This is a genomic window from Rosettibacter sp. KY25, from assembly GCF_057554405.1.
Genome location: NZ_BAAJAO010000005.1, coordinates 58975 through 77144, shown reverse-complemented (window position 1 = coordinate 77144; position 18170 = coordinate 58975). Strand labels below are relative to the sequence as shown.

The window sequence follows — 18170 nt, the reverse complement described above, 5'->3', positions numbered from 1 at the left end:
TTAAATTCTTTCTGCTGCTCTTAATTTTGCGCTTCTTGCTCTTTTATTTTTTTTGATTTCTTCTTCTGAAGGAACAATTGGTTTTGAATTTACTAATTTCAAACGCTGTTCTTTTCCACAAACACATACAGGTGTTCCAGGTGGACATACACATTTTAGAGTTTCATACTTAAATTTTTCTTTTACAATCCTGTCTTCCAAAGAATGATAAGTCAATACTACAATTCTGCCGTTCTTGTTTAGCAGATTTATAGATTTATCCAAAAACAATTTCAATTCATCCAATTCATTATTAACATAAATTCGCAAAGCCTGAAATACCCTCGACAGTGATTTAAGCAAATAATTTGGAGGAACAATTTTTTCTACAATTTCTTTCAACTGAAAAGTTGTCTCAAACTTTTGCTTGGTTCTTGCTTCAACAATTCTTTTAGCTATAAGTCTCGATTTCTTCTCTTCTCCAAACTTGAAAAGGATTTCTGCAATTTCTTTTTCAGATAAATTATTTAGAACATCCGCAGCTGTAATACCTTCATTTTTATTCATCCTAAGATCAAGGGGTGAATCTTCTCTAAATGTAAAACCCGATTCAATGTTATCGAGCTGAAAAGAAGAAACCCCAAGATCTACAAAGATGCCGTCAAACTTTTCAATGAACTCGATTTTTGAGATAATGTCGATGTTAGAAAATGTTGTATTATAAATTGTGAATCTTTTATCAGATTGAAATTTTTCTTTACAATGTTTGAAAGCAATTTCATCTTTATCGGTCGCAATTAATTTCCCCCTGTGATTGAGATTTTTAAGAATTTCTTCTGAGTGTCCTCCAAAACCTGCTGTGCCTTCAAAATAAATTCCATCCTTTTTTGTTATTAATAAATTTATGCTCTCCTTCAGGAGAACAGGTATATGTAAATTCATTTCTTCTTTAATTGCATAATATTTCTTGAGTAATCAGCATATGAAATATTAATTTCTTTTTTGTATTCTTCATAAATGTCAGGATTCCAGAGCTCAAATTTTTTATTTTGACCAAGAATAAAAACCTCTTTCTCAATACCAGCAAATTCAAGAAGATTTTTTGGAATCAATAATCGTGATTGAGAATCAAGTTTATCTTCAGCAGATAATTCAAAAAGCATTCTTTTAAATGTGGCTTCTTCAGGAATATAATCATCAAGTTGATCAATTCGAACCAAAACTTCAGATTTCCAGAAATCAAGTGGATAGACATCAATATTCCTATATAATCCACGAGTCATAATAAATGTCCCATCTGCTTCAGGATTGATATACTTACGAAATCTGAAAGGAATACTAATTCTTCCCTTTGAATCAATAGAATATTTAAAACTCCCCATGAACATAATGGTAATTCCCAAAATTTGCCACTATTAAACACTTTTTCCCACTTGGGTGCAAAATAACTGTTTTTATATGGGATTGTCAAGAAATTTTTTTGAAAGAAAATAAATTTTTTAACTAAAAATTGAGAAGAGAAATTAGCAAGGATGAATAATTATATTATCAGGAATATACAATGGCGAGCAATAAGGTCTACATGTTGAGAAATTAATTGAGCCATCTGGGGGACTCGAACCCCCGGCCCGCGCATTACGAATGCGCTGCTCTACCAACTGAGCTAAGATGGCTTTAGATTATCTTAATTTCTTTTTATGTCTGTTCTTGCGCAATCTTTTTTTGCGCTTGTGTGTTGCCATTTTATGGCGTTTTCTTTTTCTTCCACACGGCATAGTTCTCTCCTTTTTAATGTGATTTAATTAACTCTTGTGCTCTTTTTCCAATTTCATTTTCAGGATTTATTTCTACAGCTTTTTTCCACCAGGATATTGCTTCATCATGATTACCGCTTGCAAGATAAATAATTCCTAAATTCAAATGCGCAATTTGATGCTTCGGTTGATACTTTAATGCTTCTTTCATTAATTTTATTGCTTCTTCATTATTTCCCAATTCATAATAACAAACACCCATATCCACAAGCACATCAGAATTTTTTGAATCACTTTTCAAGTATTCTTTATACTTTTCAATAGCTCTTTCTTTAAAACCAGAATCATTCAAAAGATGAGCAAGTGTTAACAATTTTGATTTATCTTCTGGATTTGCTTTTAGTTCTTCTTCAAGCTGATTTATTTTTTGAATACTTTGCAAGTCTATACCGCGATGAATTTCATCATCAGGCATCTTATTCGTTTTTGTAACTTGTGAAGGTTTATCAAAAATTCCTGATGAATAAATTATAACTGCTCCAATTACAACAAGAAAGATTAATATGTAAACAATTTTTGTAGTTGAAAATTTTTTTGCCTGTATTTTTGATTCATGTTTTAAATTAATTTGCTTGGGCTTTTTTTCTGTTTGTTTTGATTGCTTTACCGTTTCACTAATTTTTGCTCCGCAACTCGGACAAAAATTAAAATCTGGTTCAACAGCCTCACCACAAACTGAGCATCTATTTTTTTTATCCATTTCACTCATAAGTTATTTAAGAGAATTTTTTTCTTTCATTCCATTATTTACTGCAGTTTTAAAATCTTTAGAGAATTTAAAAACAGGAACATAATGTTCTTCAACAAAAACGGTTTCGCCTGTTCTTGGATTTCTGGCATATCGTGCTTTTTTCTTTTTGACTCTATAACTTCCAAATCCTCTTATTTCAATTCCTTTCCCTTCTTTAAGTGCTTCAATGATAGTGTTCAGAAATCCTTCAATGATAGCTTCTGTTTCAAGCTTTGTAAGCCCTGTTCCCAGAGCAACCCTGTCAACAATATCTGCCTTTGTCATAACATTTTTCCTCTAAATTATAAATTGCAGTTGAAAAAATATCAAATCTTAAAATTATATCCAATTTAACATAACCATATTGACTTGCTTCCTGTTTCACAATAAAACAGATTCTATTTTTTAGATTAATAATTCATTCATAAAATCTAAATTCCCGCTAAAATCAATGGATTATTTCTGGTATATGTTTTGAACCTATAATTAAAAAAAGAAAGGACAAAAAAATGAGCTTACTGCCAATTATATATACAAGTTTAATTCTCTTCTTCGGATTAATGATGATTGTAATTATTATTTCTTACATATCCTACAAAATTAAAGCTGAAAAAAATCCAGTTATTGAAGAAGAGATAAAGAAGATGAATCAATTAAATATGCCGCAAAGAATAATCAAACCAAATCCAGCTGTCAATGTTGTCCAAGTCAACAAAAACGAAGCATCTAACTCTCAGCTTCAATACAGAAAAAATACCAATAAAAATTATGATTCTAAAAAAACGACATATTACAATACAAAACCAAGAATTGAAATAATGAATTTTAATCCATTATTCAAAAAGAATGAAACTCAGAATAAAAAAGAAATTAATAGAAAATTTGAAAACCAATATTCATACACAACTTATCAACCAGATAAATCAAATATAAATTTACTTAATTATTACACCGACAATGATGAAGAATCAGTTGAACTCAAAATAATGCCAGTTACAAGGTAATCAAATATTATAAAATCTGTTTTTATTTTTTTTGTTAAATCTCACATAAAAAATAATTTTCATTTTTTACTTATCATTTATAACATTATTTTTCCCACCACAATAGTAACAATTATTTTTTTGTTTATGGAATTAATACCAATCATCTACATAGTTCTGGAAGTAACTTTCATATTAACTATTCTAACAATTATTATTTCTAAAATTGTTAATAAGAAAGAACCAGAAAAAAAATTAAATGCCCAAAAAGAATTAAATACTAATAAAATTGAATCAGTTAAAATACAGGATAATTATAAAATTAATTCGGCTCGTGCTTATAATGTCAATAATGATGCTGCTATGAATAAAAAACAGAATCTGCAATCAAACAAAAAGATTATTAATGAAATTAAAAACAACCCAATTAATGAAAGAAATAACAAAAGTAAACGGATAGAAATTCTAAATAGTAATTCTCGTAACAACCTTCATAGTGGAATGAATAAAGATAACAATAACAAAAAGAGCAAAAAAGATTTCAATGATAAAAATGATTACGATATTCTAAGCAAATATTCTGAAGACGATAAAAATTTATACAGCCCTGTTACAAAAAAGAATAATAAAGATAAAAATGAAACCTGAGACAACAATTCTTTACATAAAAAATATGGTTTGTAATCGGTGCATTAAAGTAGTAAAAGAAGAGTTAGAAAAAATTGGCGTCAAAGTAAAAAATATTTCTCTTGGTGAAGTTGAAACTGCAACTGAGATTGATAAAAATAAATTAAATAAAATCAAAAAAGTTCTTGAAGAAAATGGTTTTGAACTCCTTGAAAACAGGAAAGCAAAAATTGTTGAGAAAATAAAGAACATAATAATTAGTAAAATTTATAACGACGAAGATTTTCTAATTAATAATAAAAATTTTTCAAAACTAATTGAAGAACAAATTGGGCTTGATTACAACTATTTAAGTTCTCTTTTCTCTTCACTTGAGAGTATTACTATTGAGCAGTTCATTATTCTTCAAAAAATTGAAAGAGCAAAAGAATTATTAAAATATGATGAACTTACATTAAGTGAAATTGCCTTCAAATTAGGTTACAGCAGTGTTCAGCACTTATCAAACCAATTCAAAAAAGTTACAGGTCTTTCAGCAAGTGAATTCAAAAAAATAACAAAGAACATCAGAAAACCACTGGATAAAGTCATTTCATAATCACCAAAAAATTTTATAAAATTTTTTTAGTTATATATAAACTTTCTTACTCATCATTTCATAATTTCACTATTGAAAAAATGGAGGATTCAATGACAACGAAAGAATTAATAATTGATGGAATGAGCTGTCAGCATTGTGTAATGGCAGTTCAAAAAGAATTATCAAAATTAAATCTTGATTCATTTGATGTAAAAATTGGTTTTGCTAAAATCACATTCGATGAATCAAAAGTAAAAGAAGAAGAAATTGAAAAAGCTATTGAAAATGCAGGTTACAAAGTAAGAAAGAATTAGTCATGAAAACATTTGATTTACCCGTTGAAGGGATGACATGTGCAAGCTGTGTTGCTCGAGTTGAAAAAATTATAAGCGGCTTTGAAGGAATAAAAAATGTAAGCGTAAATCTTGCCACTGAACGTGTAAGATTTGAAGTTGAAAGCAACGAAATAAATCTTCAAAAAATTTCCGAAGCATTAAAAGAATACGGCTATAATTTAAAAGTAAGCGAATCTCAAAACGATGATGCAAATAATTTACTTCAATCAGAAAATGATTATTACAACAATTTAAAAAAAGAATTTACACTCGCTTTAATTCTTACCATTCCCGTTTTTCTTCTCAATATGTTTATGGATTACAAATTTTTCAACGAACTCATTCCATTAAATTCAGAACAGATTAAAAAAATTCTTCTGATTCTTACCACACCAATAATTTTTATTTCAGGCAAAAGATTCTTCAAAGCATTTTTGAATAATCTAAAGCATTATGCAGCAGATATGAATTCTCTTGTTGCAATTGGAACGGGCTCAGCTTACATCTATAGCAGCATAGTAACTCTTTTCCCTGAATTATTTATATCATCACAAAAAGAAACTCATGTTTATTTTGATACTGCTGCAGTCATAATCACACTTATTTTGATGGGTAAATTGTTAGAACACAGAGCAAAGAGAAAAACTAATGATGCAATTAAAAAATTAATTGAGTTAAAACCAAAATCTGCAACGGTGATAAGAAATAATGTAGAAGTTCAAATTCCGATTTCTGATTTGAAAATTGGTGATATAGTTGTAATAAAACCCGGAGAAAAAATTCCAGCAGATGGAGTGATTATCAATGGAAAATCTTTTGTTGATGAATCAATGATTACAGGAGAAAGCATACCTGTTGAAAAAAATATTGATTCAAAAGTTATTGGCGGCACAATTAATATAAACGGAACATTCAATTTTAGAGTTACGCAAGTTGGTGACAATTCTGTTTTAGGACAGATAATTAAATTAGTTCAGAATGCTCAGGCAACAAAGCCGCCAATTCAAAAATTAGTTGATAAAATAGCAAGTGTGTTTGTACCTTCAGTGATTGGTATTGCACTTATTACGCTAATCGGATGGTTGATATTTTCTCCTAATCACTCATTCAGCAATGCATTGATAAATTTTGTTGCAGTATTAATTGTAGCCTGCCCATGTGCACTTGGTCTTGCAACTCCAACCGCAATAATTGTTGGGACAGGAATTGGTGCTGCTAACGGTATTTTATTCAAAAACAGTGAAGCAATAGAACTAGCACATAAAATAACAACTATTATTTTCGACAAAACAGGAACCATTACAGAAGGAAAACCAGAAGTTTCAGAAATATTTTCATATGATATTGATGATAATGAATTCCTCTTTTATGCTGCATCACTTGAATCGAAATCTGAACATCCAATTGCAAAAGCAATTGTAAAGAAAGCCGAAGAATTAAAAATTAATTTCACATCTCCAGAAACATTTACAAATTATTCTGGATTTGGTATTGCCGGAATTGTCAATAATAAACCAATTGTAATTGGTACATTAAATTTAATGAAAGAATTCTCCATTAAATTAAATCATTTCGAAACTAAATATGAAGAAATATCAAATCAAGGCAAAACAATTATTGCAGTTGCAATTGATAATTTATTTAGAGGTTTCATTTTAGTTGAGGACAAAATAAAAGCTACTTCTGTTGAAGCAATATCTAAATTAAATGCTATGAATATTTACACGGTAATGTTAACTGGAGATAATAAATTAACAGCAGAAATTACTGCAAAAAAAGTTGGTGTAAAAGAATTTAAAGCTGAGGTATTGCCTGATGAAAAAGCAAATATTATCAAGCAATATCAAAGCAATAAAAATATTGTTGCTATGATTGGAGATGGAATTAACGATGCGCCAGCACTTGCTCAGGCAGATGTAAGCATTGCAATTGGAACAGGAACTGATGTAGCAATTGAAACAGCAGATATAACTTTGATAAAAGGCAACCTAAATCATGTTGTCAGATTAATTGAATTATCACATAAAACAATAAAAACTATTAAGCAAAATTTGTTCTGGGCATTCATCTACAATACAATTTTAATTCCACTTGCAGCATTAGGAATATTGAATCCAATGTTTGCTGCTTTAGCAATGTCACTAAGTTCAGTATCAGTTGTGACTAATTCATTAAGACTCAATTATAAATTCAGAAAAAAGTAAATATAATTTCGAGTCTTGGTTATTTTCTTGGTAATCTTTCTATATAAGAACTTGTGCTTAGGACTGCAAAAGAATTTATTTTCTTTAATTCATCAATGCTGTTACAATTTAAATAACTCATTGCACTTCTCAATCCATCTGAAATTGCATTAATAACATTTTTTACTGTTCCTTTATATGGAATCAATGTTTCTTCACCTTCAATAAATTCATTTTTCATTTTAACTCCAAAAGAAGCAGAGCCGCGATATTTTTTCCAGAGCTGGTCATTGTATTTAATTACTTCACCAGGGGTTTCTTTTGTGCCAGCAAGCATCCTTCCAAGCATTACAGCATCTGCGCCGCATGCTAATGCTTTAGTAATATCACCTGGATTTTTTATTCCTCCATCTGCAATTAAATCTATCTTAATTTTTTGTTCTTCTCTTGTAAAATAAACATCGAGCAATGAAGAAATCTGTCCAATCCCGATTCCTGTTTGTATTGAAGTTGTGCAAACACTGCCTCCACCAATTCCAATTCTAACTGCATCTGCTCCAGCATTTGAAATATCTCTCAATGTTGAACCTGAAGCAATATTCCCAACAATTACTTTTACATTATACTTTGATTTTATTTCTTCACACTTCTTAAGTACATAAGCATTGTTAGCATTTGCAGTATCTATGCATATGATTAAATTATTTTGTGCAATCTTTTCTATTAACTCTTCACTGGCATTTAAGCTTATAGATACAGCTTTGATTCCTTCCACAACTTTCCCATTATTAAATATTTCGTTCAACGATGAATCAAAACGATTTACTATACCAAGGCAACCTTGATTTGACAATTCTTTTGCCATTTCAACTCCTGTTACAGTATCCATTGGACTTGATATGATTGGCAGTGATAATTCCATGTCCAAAAATTTTGATTTTGTAGTGATGCTTGACCTTGTTCTTACTTGAGAAATTTCTGTTGGAATTAAACTTATATCATCATAAGTAAGTGATAAAAAATAGTTATTAAGCTCTTGCTTGGAATAAATTTTCATTTTTTTCTCCTGCTATTTTTATTTATTCTAAAGGATAAATGTTAATCTTATTTTCATTAATTATTATTTTTCTATGAAAAGGCAGTGAATGATTTCCATTTTTGTTAGCACAAATAATTCTTAGTAAATGTTCTTGATTTTTATCTGCTTCAACTGAAAAAGATAAAATGCTGCTTAACTTATCGAATGAATAATTAATTTCTTTTTTATCAAAGTATACCAAAATTAATTTTGGATTTATTCCAAAGGTATCTTTCAAAGCTGCTGATATTTTTAAAACATTTTGTTGGTAAGTTAAACTATCTGCAAGAATTTCAATTTGAGGTATTCCAGCTTTGAAATATTTTGCAATTCCTCTGAATATTCCCCATGCTTGAATTTGATTAAATGTTTCATCATTCAATCGTAATATTTCCAATCTGCTTGTATGAAATGCACATTCAACAAGAACTGATGGCATTTTTGTATTCCTTAACACATAAAATCCTTCGTTAGGATAAATGTTATAATCCGAATAAGTACCGTCAAATGAACCTAATCCACCAGGATTTCCCATCACATACGATAAATCGCGCTGAATATATCTTGCCAAATCTTTTTCGCATGGTTCAAATTCATAATCTTCTTCTTTAGCATGATAATAAGTTGAAGTATAATTCGTAAAATCATCTTCCCATTTTGCAGGAGCATTATGATGAATACTGATAAATAAATCTGCATTGAAGTTGTTTGCAAGTTCTGGTCTTAATTTTAGTGGAACTGTTTCATCTTTGTATCGTGACATTAAAACAGTTGCACCTGCTTTTTCCAAATAATCTTTCAAGTATAATGCAACTTTCAGATTCACATCTGCTTCTATAATTTCGCCATTTTTGCTTTTGTTTTTTCTATCCTCTCCTCCATGCCCAGGATCCAAAAAAATTTTATTCCCGCTCAAGTACTTTGAATATAATTTAATAACGCTATCCCTGCTTGCTAAATCTTTCCAATCCTGTGGAATTTCATAAAGAGGGAAATTGCAGGTTGAACATGATGTCCACAAAAAAGCAATGGAAATAATTGCAAAATATTTTATCAGAGTTCTGAAGCAATACTTTTTATGCATCTTTCTCCATCTAAAGCAAAATGACATTTTCTGCAATGATTCAGATTTGGTTGAAAAATTCCTTCGATAATTTTATTAATAAATTCATTCAGCTCTTTGCCAAATAATTTTAGTTCTTCTTTGCTTATTTCTCGTTGAACTAACTTATCAGGGTAATTTATAAAAATTATTTTCAATGTAAATTTATGATAATCTGAAAAATATTTGCTCAGTATGTAAGCATAAAACTTTAGTTGAATAAAGTATTCTTCAGCTCTTTTATTTATTTCTTCTTTTCTTATGCTATCTGTTTTATAATCTACGATTATCAGTTTATCATTTTCAAAAATTAATTTATCAATAATTCCATAGAGATAATGTTCCCCTTCTTCACAGTAAATTTCAATTTCATTTTTTGATTTAGAAGATAATAGAAATTTATACTCATCTGAAGAACAAAATTTTTTCAGTTCCTCAAATATTTTTTCTTTCAGCTTAATCTTTAATTCCAGCTCATTGATTGATTCTTCTTCAATTACTTTTTCAATCACATATTCAAGATTATCAATTTCAGCATTTTCTTTTAATACAGAGTGAATTATTCTCCCTTTGACATCAGAATAAAATTTAATTTCATCATCTTCTTTTAGATTAAACTCATACTGATTCCAGTATTTTTTTATCATATCATAAATTGTTGTATATCCAAGTTCGTAAGTAAGTTCATATTTTACAGGGCATTGATTATACATTGATATTTTTGTTGCAGATATTATTTCTTTTTTGGGACGGTCTGCAATTTTATGGATTAATAATTCATTTTTAATAAATTCTTTCTTTTCCTCCCTTAAAAATCTTTCAGCATGTTTTATTTCTTTAGTAAATGATATTTTCATTTTATAATCTTTATCATAAAAATTGTATCTGCTTTCTTCTTTCTTCATAAACTTAACTTTATCTTTTAACACAACTTCATCAGCTGAATAATCTAATTTTAAGCCTTTGTTAATAAAATAAAAAAATGAATCGCGCTGCGGTTTGAATTCTTTGTGTGTTATACTAATATAAAGATAATTCATCGCTCTTGTTACAGCTACATAGAGCAACCTTTTAATTTCTGCAATATTTTTTTTGTAATTGATATGATTATAAAGTGCAGTTACTGGAGGTGTGTAATATCCATTGTAATAATCATCATTCAATGGAACTTTTACAAGAAAACCAAAATTTTTGTCGATGTTCATACTTTTTGTACGGACAAAATCATCTTTTGCATAACCATTGCTTCCATAGATGAATACTGCTTTATATTCAAGTCCTTTTGCCTGATGAATTGTTAATAATTTTACTGCATCTTCATCTTTAACAATTTGAGCTTGACTTTCGTCTTCAATTGCTTTTATAGAATTTTTCAATGCAAAAACAAAATCATATAAGTTCTTAAAACTTTTTTTCGAAAAACTTCTTGCAAGTGTAATCAATTTATTGAGATTAGCAAGTTCCTGTTCAGAATTTCTTTTTGAAGCTATGACAGCCCAATAATTTGTATCCAATAGAATTTGTCGTATCAAACTATAAAGTTCAGCGCTGACAGCCATATCTTTATGTACGAGAAGTTGATTTACAATTCTTTTGTAATTTTCATTTTGTTTTGACTTGTTAATCAGTTTTTCAAAAAAATTCTTACCTTCTTCAAGTGAAATATCATACAGTTCTGCATCAGAAATAGTATAAAATGGCGAACGCAGTATACCAATCAATGCTGCATCATCATTTTGATTTATTAGAAATGAGAGATAATTATAAATATCAAATACAATTTGCTGTTGATAAAAACCTTTTCCGCCTACAATTGTATATGGAATTTTCTTTTTTATAAATTCTTTTTCGAGTTCTTCAAAATAATCTCTCTTTCTGCACAAAATGCCAATATCTCTGTATTCCACTTTTTTATTTTCACCTGAAGTAATTTCTAAAATTTTATTTGCAACCATTTCTGCTTCTGAAATTCCAATTGATGAATCAGCAAAAATAAATTCTACAGTTCCATCCTCGGTTTCATCTTTTGTGCATATCAATTCACTGTATTCAACTTCGTTATAAAATGAATTTGGATTTGAAAGTAATTCTGAAAAAAGTTTATTAGTAAAAAGTATGATTTGAGGAGCCATTCGGAAACTGTGAGGAAGGTTTAACAATTTCCCTTCAGGTTTACTGTCTTTAATTTCTTCTTTAGTTCTATTAAATATTTCAAGCTCAGCATCTCTGAACATGTAGATACTTTGTTTTTCATCTCCTACTACAAAAAGATTTCCAGTTTTTAAATCATCAAGTATCGGCATGAAAATTTTGTATTGAAGTTCATTTGTATCCTGATATTCATCAATCATTATGTATTTATATTTTTTTTGCAGATATAATTTTACATCATCAAGTTTCAAGATATTTTGTGTAAATAAAAGTATGTCTTCAAAATCAAGATAGCCTCTCTGCCGTTTCTTTTCAGAATAGATTTCAAACACGTAATTATAAATATCAACAAAATTCTTTCCGAATCTTGCAAGTGCTAAATGGAGATTATCATCTATCTCGATATCATAAAAGCTTTTTAACTCAGAAAATAATTCTTCTGCTGTTTCTATTTCTTTACTGTAGTCATCACGATTTTTATTTAGATATCCAGTTTTTCTTATAGTTTGGTTATTTCCTGTTGTTAATACATTTTCGCCAATTAATTTTATAAGAGTAATTTTTTCTATTATCGATTTAGAAGAAGAATATTTTGATAATAATTCGATAACATTTATTGCAATTTGACAATTTTCATTCTGCTCTGTGGCTGCATTGTTGATTATTCTTACTGCATTTATTAAGTCTTCAATTTTTTCGTTGAACAACAGATAAAACAACTCTTCAAATTTTTTGTTGAAGTAATTTGCTATTTCATTTTCTGTTTTTGAATATAAATCTTTTAGATGTTGTTCTACAATTTTTCTTGATGCAACTGCGGTTTTAAGATGTTGAGCAACTAATTTTTTAGAGCCAAAGAACCTAATTAAATACTTTAATTTATCTTGATAATTCTTATCTAAAATTAGATTATTCAATGATTCGTCTATTGATAATTCCAATAGCTCATCAGCAGTAATCTGATCGATGGGATTAAAGTTAACATCTATTCCAGCTTCTGGAGCAAACTCTCTTAGCACATTAACACAGAATGAATGAATTGTTGAAATATTAGCTGATACAAGCTGACGTCGAATACTTTCTAATTTTTTTCTTTTGTTGTCATTACTCTCATTCTTAATTCGTTCTTCAATTTCATTAGCAATTTTTTTATTAAGCTCGCCTGCAGCTTTATCAGTAAAAGTAATTGCAACAAGGTTTTCAAGTTGAACATCATCATCAAGCAAAATATTGACAAATCTTTTTGCAAGAACAAAAGTTTTGCCCGAGCCAGCATTTGCTGATAACAAAATGTGGCTTTTATAATCAAGTGCTTCTTGTTGATATTGTGTTAGCATAATTATGCAATTGGAATCTTTATTAAAAATGTTGTTCCATCTTTTGATGATTTTTCAATTTCAATGCTGCCATTAATGCTTTCGAGAAATTTTTTTGCCATACTCAAACCCAATCCCATTCCCTGCTTTTTAGTAGTAAAGTTTTCTTCAAATACTTTTTCAAAATATTCTTCTGGTATTCCAGTTCCATCATCCGAAATTCGTAGTTGACAAAATCCTGCTTCCATTTCTGCTGTTATCAAAATATTTTTTGCATCAGCCTGCATTGAATTACGAATAAGATTAATTATAGTTCTGCTTAAATGGTCACGGTCTGCATTTACAAATATATCTCCTTCCTGAACATATTTTATTTTTAATTTTTCATCTGCAAATAAATTTATTGATTCTTCGATTACCTTTCTCACATCAATTTTTTCAACATTTAATTTTGGCATTCGTGCAAAGTTGGAAAACTCTGTTGCAATATTTTTTAATACTTCAATCTGATTGATAATTGTTGAAGTAACTTTATGGAATATATCATCAAATTTTGGTGATTTGTCTTTATATGCAGCAATTAATTGCTGTATTGACAATTTCATTGGAGTAAGAGGATTTTTAATTTCGTGCGCAACCTGTTTAGCCATTTCTCTCCATGCAGCTTCTCTTTCAATTCTTGCGAGTTCTATTTGACTTTTCTTCAGCTGCTCAACCATTTTATTAAAACCGTTGGCAAGTTCATAAATCTCACCTGAATATTTTCCTTTTACTTCAACATTTAAGTCTCCAATTCCAATTGAACGCATAGCCATGGTTAATTTTCGTACAGGCAGTGAAATTTGATTTGCTAATATTGTACTAAAAATTATCAACATAATTATTGCAAGAGAAATTATTCCAAACATGAAAACATTAATATCTCTATCAGATGTAGAATTCCCCAAATCATTAAATAAATCATTTAATTCAATAATGTATTCCTCCCCAGAAAAGGTAATTTTAAAATAAAGTGAATTATAATTTTTATTCTCAAATTCATTTTTAACAAATGCTCTATCAAAACCTTTGTTTCTTAAATCATCATAAACTTTTGCAGGAAGAACCAAGGAAAATAATTTTGATTGATATAAATTTTCATTAGTACTGAATTTGAAATACTTATCGCGATATACTGTGAACTTCAATCCCAAATCTACTGATGCTTTAGAAAATATCAGAAGATTATCTTTCAAATTATTTTTTTCATAAGAATAGAAATAATTTCTTAACTGTTCGGATAATTTGAATAAACGATTATAATTAATTTCCTCATTATTAATCTGAGAGATATTCTTAAAGTAAACAGAAAAAATTATTAATGGGACAATTGCAACGATTACAAAAGCTGCTGCAATCTTTATTCTATAACTCTGGAAAAATTTTAACAATAATTTATAATTCCACAGAGCAGCAATTAATATTGATAAAAGTATAATAACAGAATGAATAAAAAATACTTTGAAAAAATCTGATAAGCTCCAAGTGTAATCTTTTTCTTCTTTTCCAACTGCCAGTATTTTGGATTTGTCATCACTCAGCTTGAGCACATAAAAAAGATATTTTTCTTTATCAAGGAAAATATTTAACCATGTTTCGTTATATTTTGAAAAGTCAGCATTGATAAATTTTTTAATATCATTTTGCGATAAAAGAATTGATCCGTATTCTCTGGATATCTTTCCATCATGAAAATAAAAAATCTTAACTCTTTCTAAATTTATTGCTGAAGATATTCCCTGCTGCTCAGCCAAGAAATATTCTGGTATGTTTTGAAATCTCAAATTAATCTCTTCATATAATGCACCAACTTCTACATAACCCAAAAATTTATTGTCATTATTAATTGAAGTTATTCCTGTAATTAAAGTTTTATCACTAAAAATATTCGGCAGTATTTTAACTGTAATATCTTTTGTAGTGTCATAATCTTCTAAGTGATTTTTAAGAAAAGAATAATCTCGTCTAAATGATGAGAAATACCCTTTCAATTTTTTTTCATCATCATAAAAATTAATAAATGAAGGTATCGATTCATTGTGAAGAAGGCTCTTAGTCCAAATAATAAAAGCTAACGAGTAAATATTTTTATTCTGTTCATAAGCTTCAATTACATTTTCATTATTTTGTATTTCCTTTAGTGTTTGATAAATCATGAACTGATAAATATTTTGATTGGAGCGAGTTAAATCCTGTGCAGTAGTTTTTAATGATTCTTTTTCAATTTCAGAGTTGTAATATGTAAGCAGACTAACGGTTGCAATCGACGCTCCAAATGATATATAAATGTATTTAAGAAATTTTTTGAAACTCTCGAATAACAATAAATATGCAAGAATAAAAAGCACGCTAATATAAACTACACGGATGGCAGGAGTACCTTGAGGTTGTTTTTGAACTGCATCAAATATCCAGCCGAAGATTTGCAAAAGAATAAATAACAATCCAAATAATTTTAATGATAAATCTTTATTTCCCTTGAACGGATTAAAAGAAAAGAGCAAAAGAAACATAATCAAAGAAAATAAAATTGCAGATATTCCAAGAAGTAAAATATTTAAGTCCATCAAAAAAGTTGGTGCATCTGGAATAAGATTAAATTCTTTGAAGTAACGTATAGTCGAATCAAATATTACACTTCTAAGTGATGCACCCAATCCTCGCCAGACAAGCAAAATTAAAAATGAAAATATCAGCCACAAAGGAATAAACATTTTCCATGAGCTCTTACTTCTATTTGAGAGATAAAACTTGAATGCATAATTAAATCCAGTTGCAACAATAATCAGAATTGTAATTATGGTGATTGTAAATTCAAGTGGTGAACGAACAATTCCAAATGCAAAAGTAGATGAAAAATATGAAGCATTTGTTAGAGAATTTCTTAAATATGATGAGGGGAAGTTAAAAACAAATAATAATAATCTGATTGAAGCAGCTATTACTGAATAAGAAAAAAATTTTGCAAGATTATTTTTAAGATTTTTTATACGGGGGAATAAAATCCATATAAAGTTTAAAAATATTAGCAGCAATAAAATCAGTTGAAATGTTTTGAAACTGATGCTTGTCTCATTCAGAATAAAATCAACAGCAGGCTTTTCAAAAATTACAGTTGCAATTTTTCTTTGATTGTTAATCAAACTGTAAGAATGAAATCTTCCATCTTTTTTAATTTTTTCATAATTGTTATAAATTATCTCAACATTTGTATTTAGCATTTGAGAAAGAGACGTAGACCAGTTAGAAAAATTTTCCTCTTTCCCAAGATTATATTTTTTTTCAACAGGAATATAAACTGTAATAAAATGTAATCTGTTTTGAATATTGAGTGTATCAATCAATGTTAAATAAACAAACAAATCATTATCATAAAAGAAAGGTTTATCTATAAAATCTAATCTCAAATATTCTGTTAGATTAAGAAATGATTTGGAATTCCAGAATAGTAAATTTTTTTGTTCATCATAAATTTGTATAATTGCAGGCAAATGATTCTTGCTTGCATCTTCAATTTCATTTTTATTACTAAAAAATAAAAATCGAATTTCATTTTTAATTTCTTTTGCTTCTTCAAAAATGAATTGAACTTTTTCATCAAAAGAGTTTTGAATTATTCTTTCGTTTCTTTTTATCTTATTTTCAACAAGACTTTCCCAATTGTTTTTGTATCTAATTAAATAAATCGGGAATAAGATTCCTGATAAAAGCAGCAGAAGAACCAAACAAATTAAACTAATTCCTTTTGTGCCAATTTTCTTCAGATAAATTCTCATTAAAAACTTAGTTAATTGTGATTTGTGAAATACGCCATTGATTATTAACCAATTGCAATGATATAAAAACTACTGCAGTTCCCCTGATTCCATTATTATTATACTTCAATATTCCGGAAGCAAATGGATTTACAGAATCTGTTACAATATTTGTGAGCTTAAACGAAATTGGTTTGTAGATACTTAAAAAATCTTTTATGACATAGAATGATTGATTTGCACTAAAATATCCAGAGTTGCCGTTCTTAAGACTTATAAAATTTTTTTCTGAAAAGTAACCAGCGAATTTGTCAACAGCATTATTATTTAAGCCATCTTCAATATGAATAAAAATTTTATTTACATCCGAAAGTTTAACATTCTGAGAATAATTTTCTTTTACGGAAAGTAATATTAACAATGTGAAAATAAGAATTATTGAATTACAAAAAACTTTTTCAATAATATTTTTCAATTCAATACCTTTTTAATTTTGGGGAACAATAATCAACATCGACAAAATAAATCAAATGAAATAAAAAAGCATATCCCTTTTTGTGGATATGCTTTTGAGAAATTGAAAGCTGGTAAACTTCATTCATGAATAACATTATGCGGCATATTATTTCTATTAAAGTTATTTGCACTTCTTTTTAGTTCTCTATTTCCTTCAGCAAGCTGATAAGCCCAATCAAAAACCATTCTTTCACCTGTTATATTTTTTATTCTAATTTTTGCATAATGATTATCCCAAGTCCAGATAACATATGTATGGCCAATTATAGCTTCAGTATACTTAATATTTTCTCCTGACTTTTTTGGAACCCATCCATCAAGCGGTGCATAACTTACATCATAAATATCTCTTGTTTCGCCCATATCTTGAATATCAGTATCTTCCCAAACTGTCACATAATACTTTCCATTATAATTTTCGAAAAAGAAATCTGCATTATCACTATTGTAAGCAACTACTTGATAATTACTAAAATCATAACCCGAGTTATTAGGAGAAATATTGTAATCAAAAACTGCTTGATTAAAACCTTCTGGTCGTGGAGTATCATAAACTATATCTTTGCTTAATTCACTTTCATTATTGTTGTAGTCATATGCAGTTACTGCGTAATAATAAGTAACACCATTTTCACAGCCGTCATCAACAAAATAATTATCGCTCGTGCTTCCAATCAAAGTATATTTTCCATTGTAAGAATAACTATAATAAACATTGTAACCAGCAACATCTCGTTCTGGACTGCGGTCCCAATAAATGTCAACTCGTCTATCACCCGTTATAGTTCTAATATTGGTAGGAGGTGATGGCGGAGTATCATCAAATCTTTCATTGACATTAATATCACACCCAGAAAGTATTGCAGTTATAATAACTAAGAAAAATAAATTCATTGTTTTCATTTTCTTCTCCATAAATGTTGGAGAAAGTTAGTCAATTGAAGTGCCAGAAATAAAGAAGTAAAATTTTATAAAAATAAAT

At 28.6% G+C, this 18170-nt stretch carries 15 protein-coding genes and 1 tRNA gene; 5 read left to right on the top strand and 11 right to left on the bottom strand.

Translation table 11 applies throughout. From position 1 onward, the window contains the following. From rsmH to AC27L2_RS04720, 5 genes are all read right to left on the bottom strand, one after another. Nucleotides 1-921 carry a 16S rRNA (cytosine(1402)-N(4))-methyltransferase RsmH gene (gene rsmH, locus AC27L2_RS04740; protein ID WP_487210541.1) on the bottom strand — a complete coding sequence of 307 codons (921 nt, stop codon included), beginning with the start codon at nt 919-921 and terminating at the stop codon, nt 1-3. Next, complete coding sequence (gene mraZ / locus AC27L2_RS04735) at nt 918-1382, bottom strand: division/cell wall cluster transcriptional repressor MraZ (RefSeq protein ID WP_487210540.1); 465 nt, start codon at nt 1380-1382, stop codon at nt 918-920. The genes rsmH and mraZ overlap by 4 nt, the downstream gene beginning before the upstream one ends. Nucleotides 1383-1579: 197 nt before the next feature. After that, nucleotides 1580-1652, bottom strand: a tRNA-Thr gene (locus tag AC27L2_RS04730). Between the two features lie 115 nt (nt 1653-1767). Then, entirely contained in the window at nt 1768-2493 is a 726-nt protein-coding gene (locus AC27L2_RS04725) for a tetratricopeptide repeat protein (RefSeq protein WP_487210539.1), read from the bottom strand. 12 nt (nt 2494-2505) lie between these two features. Next, nucleotides 2506-2808, bottom strand: a complete 303-nt coding sequence (locus AC27L2_RS04720; RefSeq protein ID WP_487210538.1) for an HU family DNA-binding protein — start codon at nt 2806-2808, stop codon at nt 2506-2508. A gap of 224 nt (nt 2809-3032) precedes the next feature. Here AC27L2_RS04720 and AC27L2_RS04715 point away from each other — a divergent pair, with 224 nt between their 5' ends. From AC27L2_RS04715 to AC27L2_RS04695, 5 genes are all read left to right on the top strand, one after another. Next, on the top strand, nt 3033-3527 hold the full coding sequence (locus tag AC27L2_RS04715) for a hypothetical protein (RefSeq protein WP_487210537.1): 495 nt from the start codon (nt 3033-3035) through the stop codon (nt 3525-3527). 126 nt (nt 3528-3653) lie between these two features. After that, on the top strand, nt 3654-4154 hold the full coding sequence (locus AC27L2_RS04710; protein ID WP_487210536.1) for a hypothetical protein: 501 nt from the start codon (nt 3654-3656) through the stop codon (nt 4152-4154). Then, complete coding sequence (locus AC27L2_RS04705) at nt 4144-4731, top strand: AraC family transcriptional regulator (protein WP_487210535.1); 588 nt, start codon at nt 4144-4146, stop codon at nt 4729-4731. The genes AC27L2_RS04710 and AC27L2_RS04705 overlap by 11 nt, the downstream gene beginning before the upstream one ends. Nucleotides 4732-4823: 92 nt before the next feature. Continuing rightward, on the top strand, nt 4824-5027 hold the full coding sequence (locus tag AC27L2_RS04700; protein WP_487210534.1) for a heavy-metal-associated domain-containing protein: 204 nt from the start codon (nt 4824-4826) through the stop codon (nt 5025-5027). A 2-nt stretch (nt 5028-5029) separates the two neighbouring features. Further along, nucleotides 5030-7252, top strand: coding sequence for a heavy metal translocating P-type ATPase (locus tag AC27L2_RS04695; protein WP_487210533.1), 2223 nt, complete (start codon nt 5030-5032; stop codon nt 7250-7252). A gap of 19 nt (nt 7253-7271) precedes the next feature. Here the strand turns inward: AC27L2_RS04695 and AC27L2_RS04690 are convergent, their stop codons facing one another. From AC27L2_RS04690 to AC27L2_RS04665, 6 genes are all read right to left on the bottom strand, one after another. Beyond that, on the bottom strand, nt 7272-8288 hold the full coding sequence (locus AC27L2_RS04690; protein ID WP_487210532.1) for a guanosine monophosphate reductase: 1017 nt from the start codon (nt 8286-8288) through the stop codon (nt 7272-7274). Nucleotides 8289-8310: 22 nt separating this feature from the next. Continuing rightward, nucleotides 8311-9393, bottom strand: a complete 1083-nt coding sequence (locus AC27L2_RS04685; protein WP_487210531.1) for an N-acetylmuramoyl-L-alanine amidase family protein — start codon at nt 9391-9393, stop codon at nt 8311-8313. Then, a complete protein-coding gene (locus tag AC27L2_RS04680) occupies nt 9363-12899 on the bottom strand; it encodes a UvrD-helicase domain-containing protein (protein ID WP_487210530.1) in 3537 nt (1178 codons plus the stop codon). The genes AC27L2_RS04685 and AC27L2_RS04680 overlap by 31 nt, the downstream gene beginning before the upstream one ends. 2 nt (nt 12900-12901) lie before the next feature. Continuing rightward, nucleotides 12902-16693 (bottom strand): sensor histidine kinase, encoded by a 3792-nt coding sequence (locus AC27L2_RS04675; RefSeq protein ID WP_487210529.1) that lies wholly within the window; start codon nt 16691-16693, stop codon nt 12902-12904. 7 nt (nt 16694-16700) lie between these two features. Next, on the bottom strand, nt 16701-17147 hold the full coding sequence (locus tag AC27L2_RS04670) for a DUF4783 domain-containing protein (protein WP_487210528.1): 447 nt from the start codon (nt 17145-17147) through the stop codon (nt 16701-16703). A 119-nt stretch (nt 17148-17266) separates the two neighbouring features. After that, entirely contained in the window at nt 17267-18091 is an 825-nt protein-coding gene (locus AC27L2_RS04665) for a hypothetical protein (RefSeq protein ID WP_487210527.1), read from the bottom strand. Nucleotides 18092-18170 lie beyond the last annotated feature (79 nt).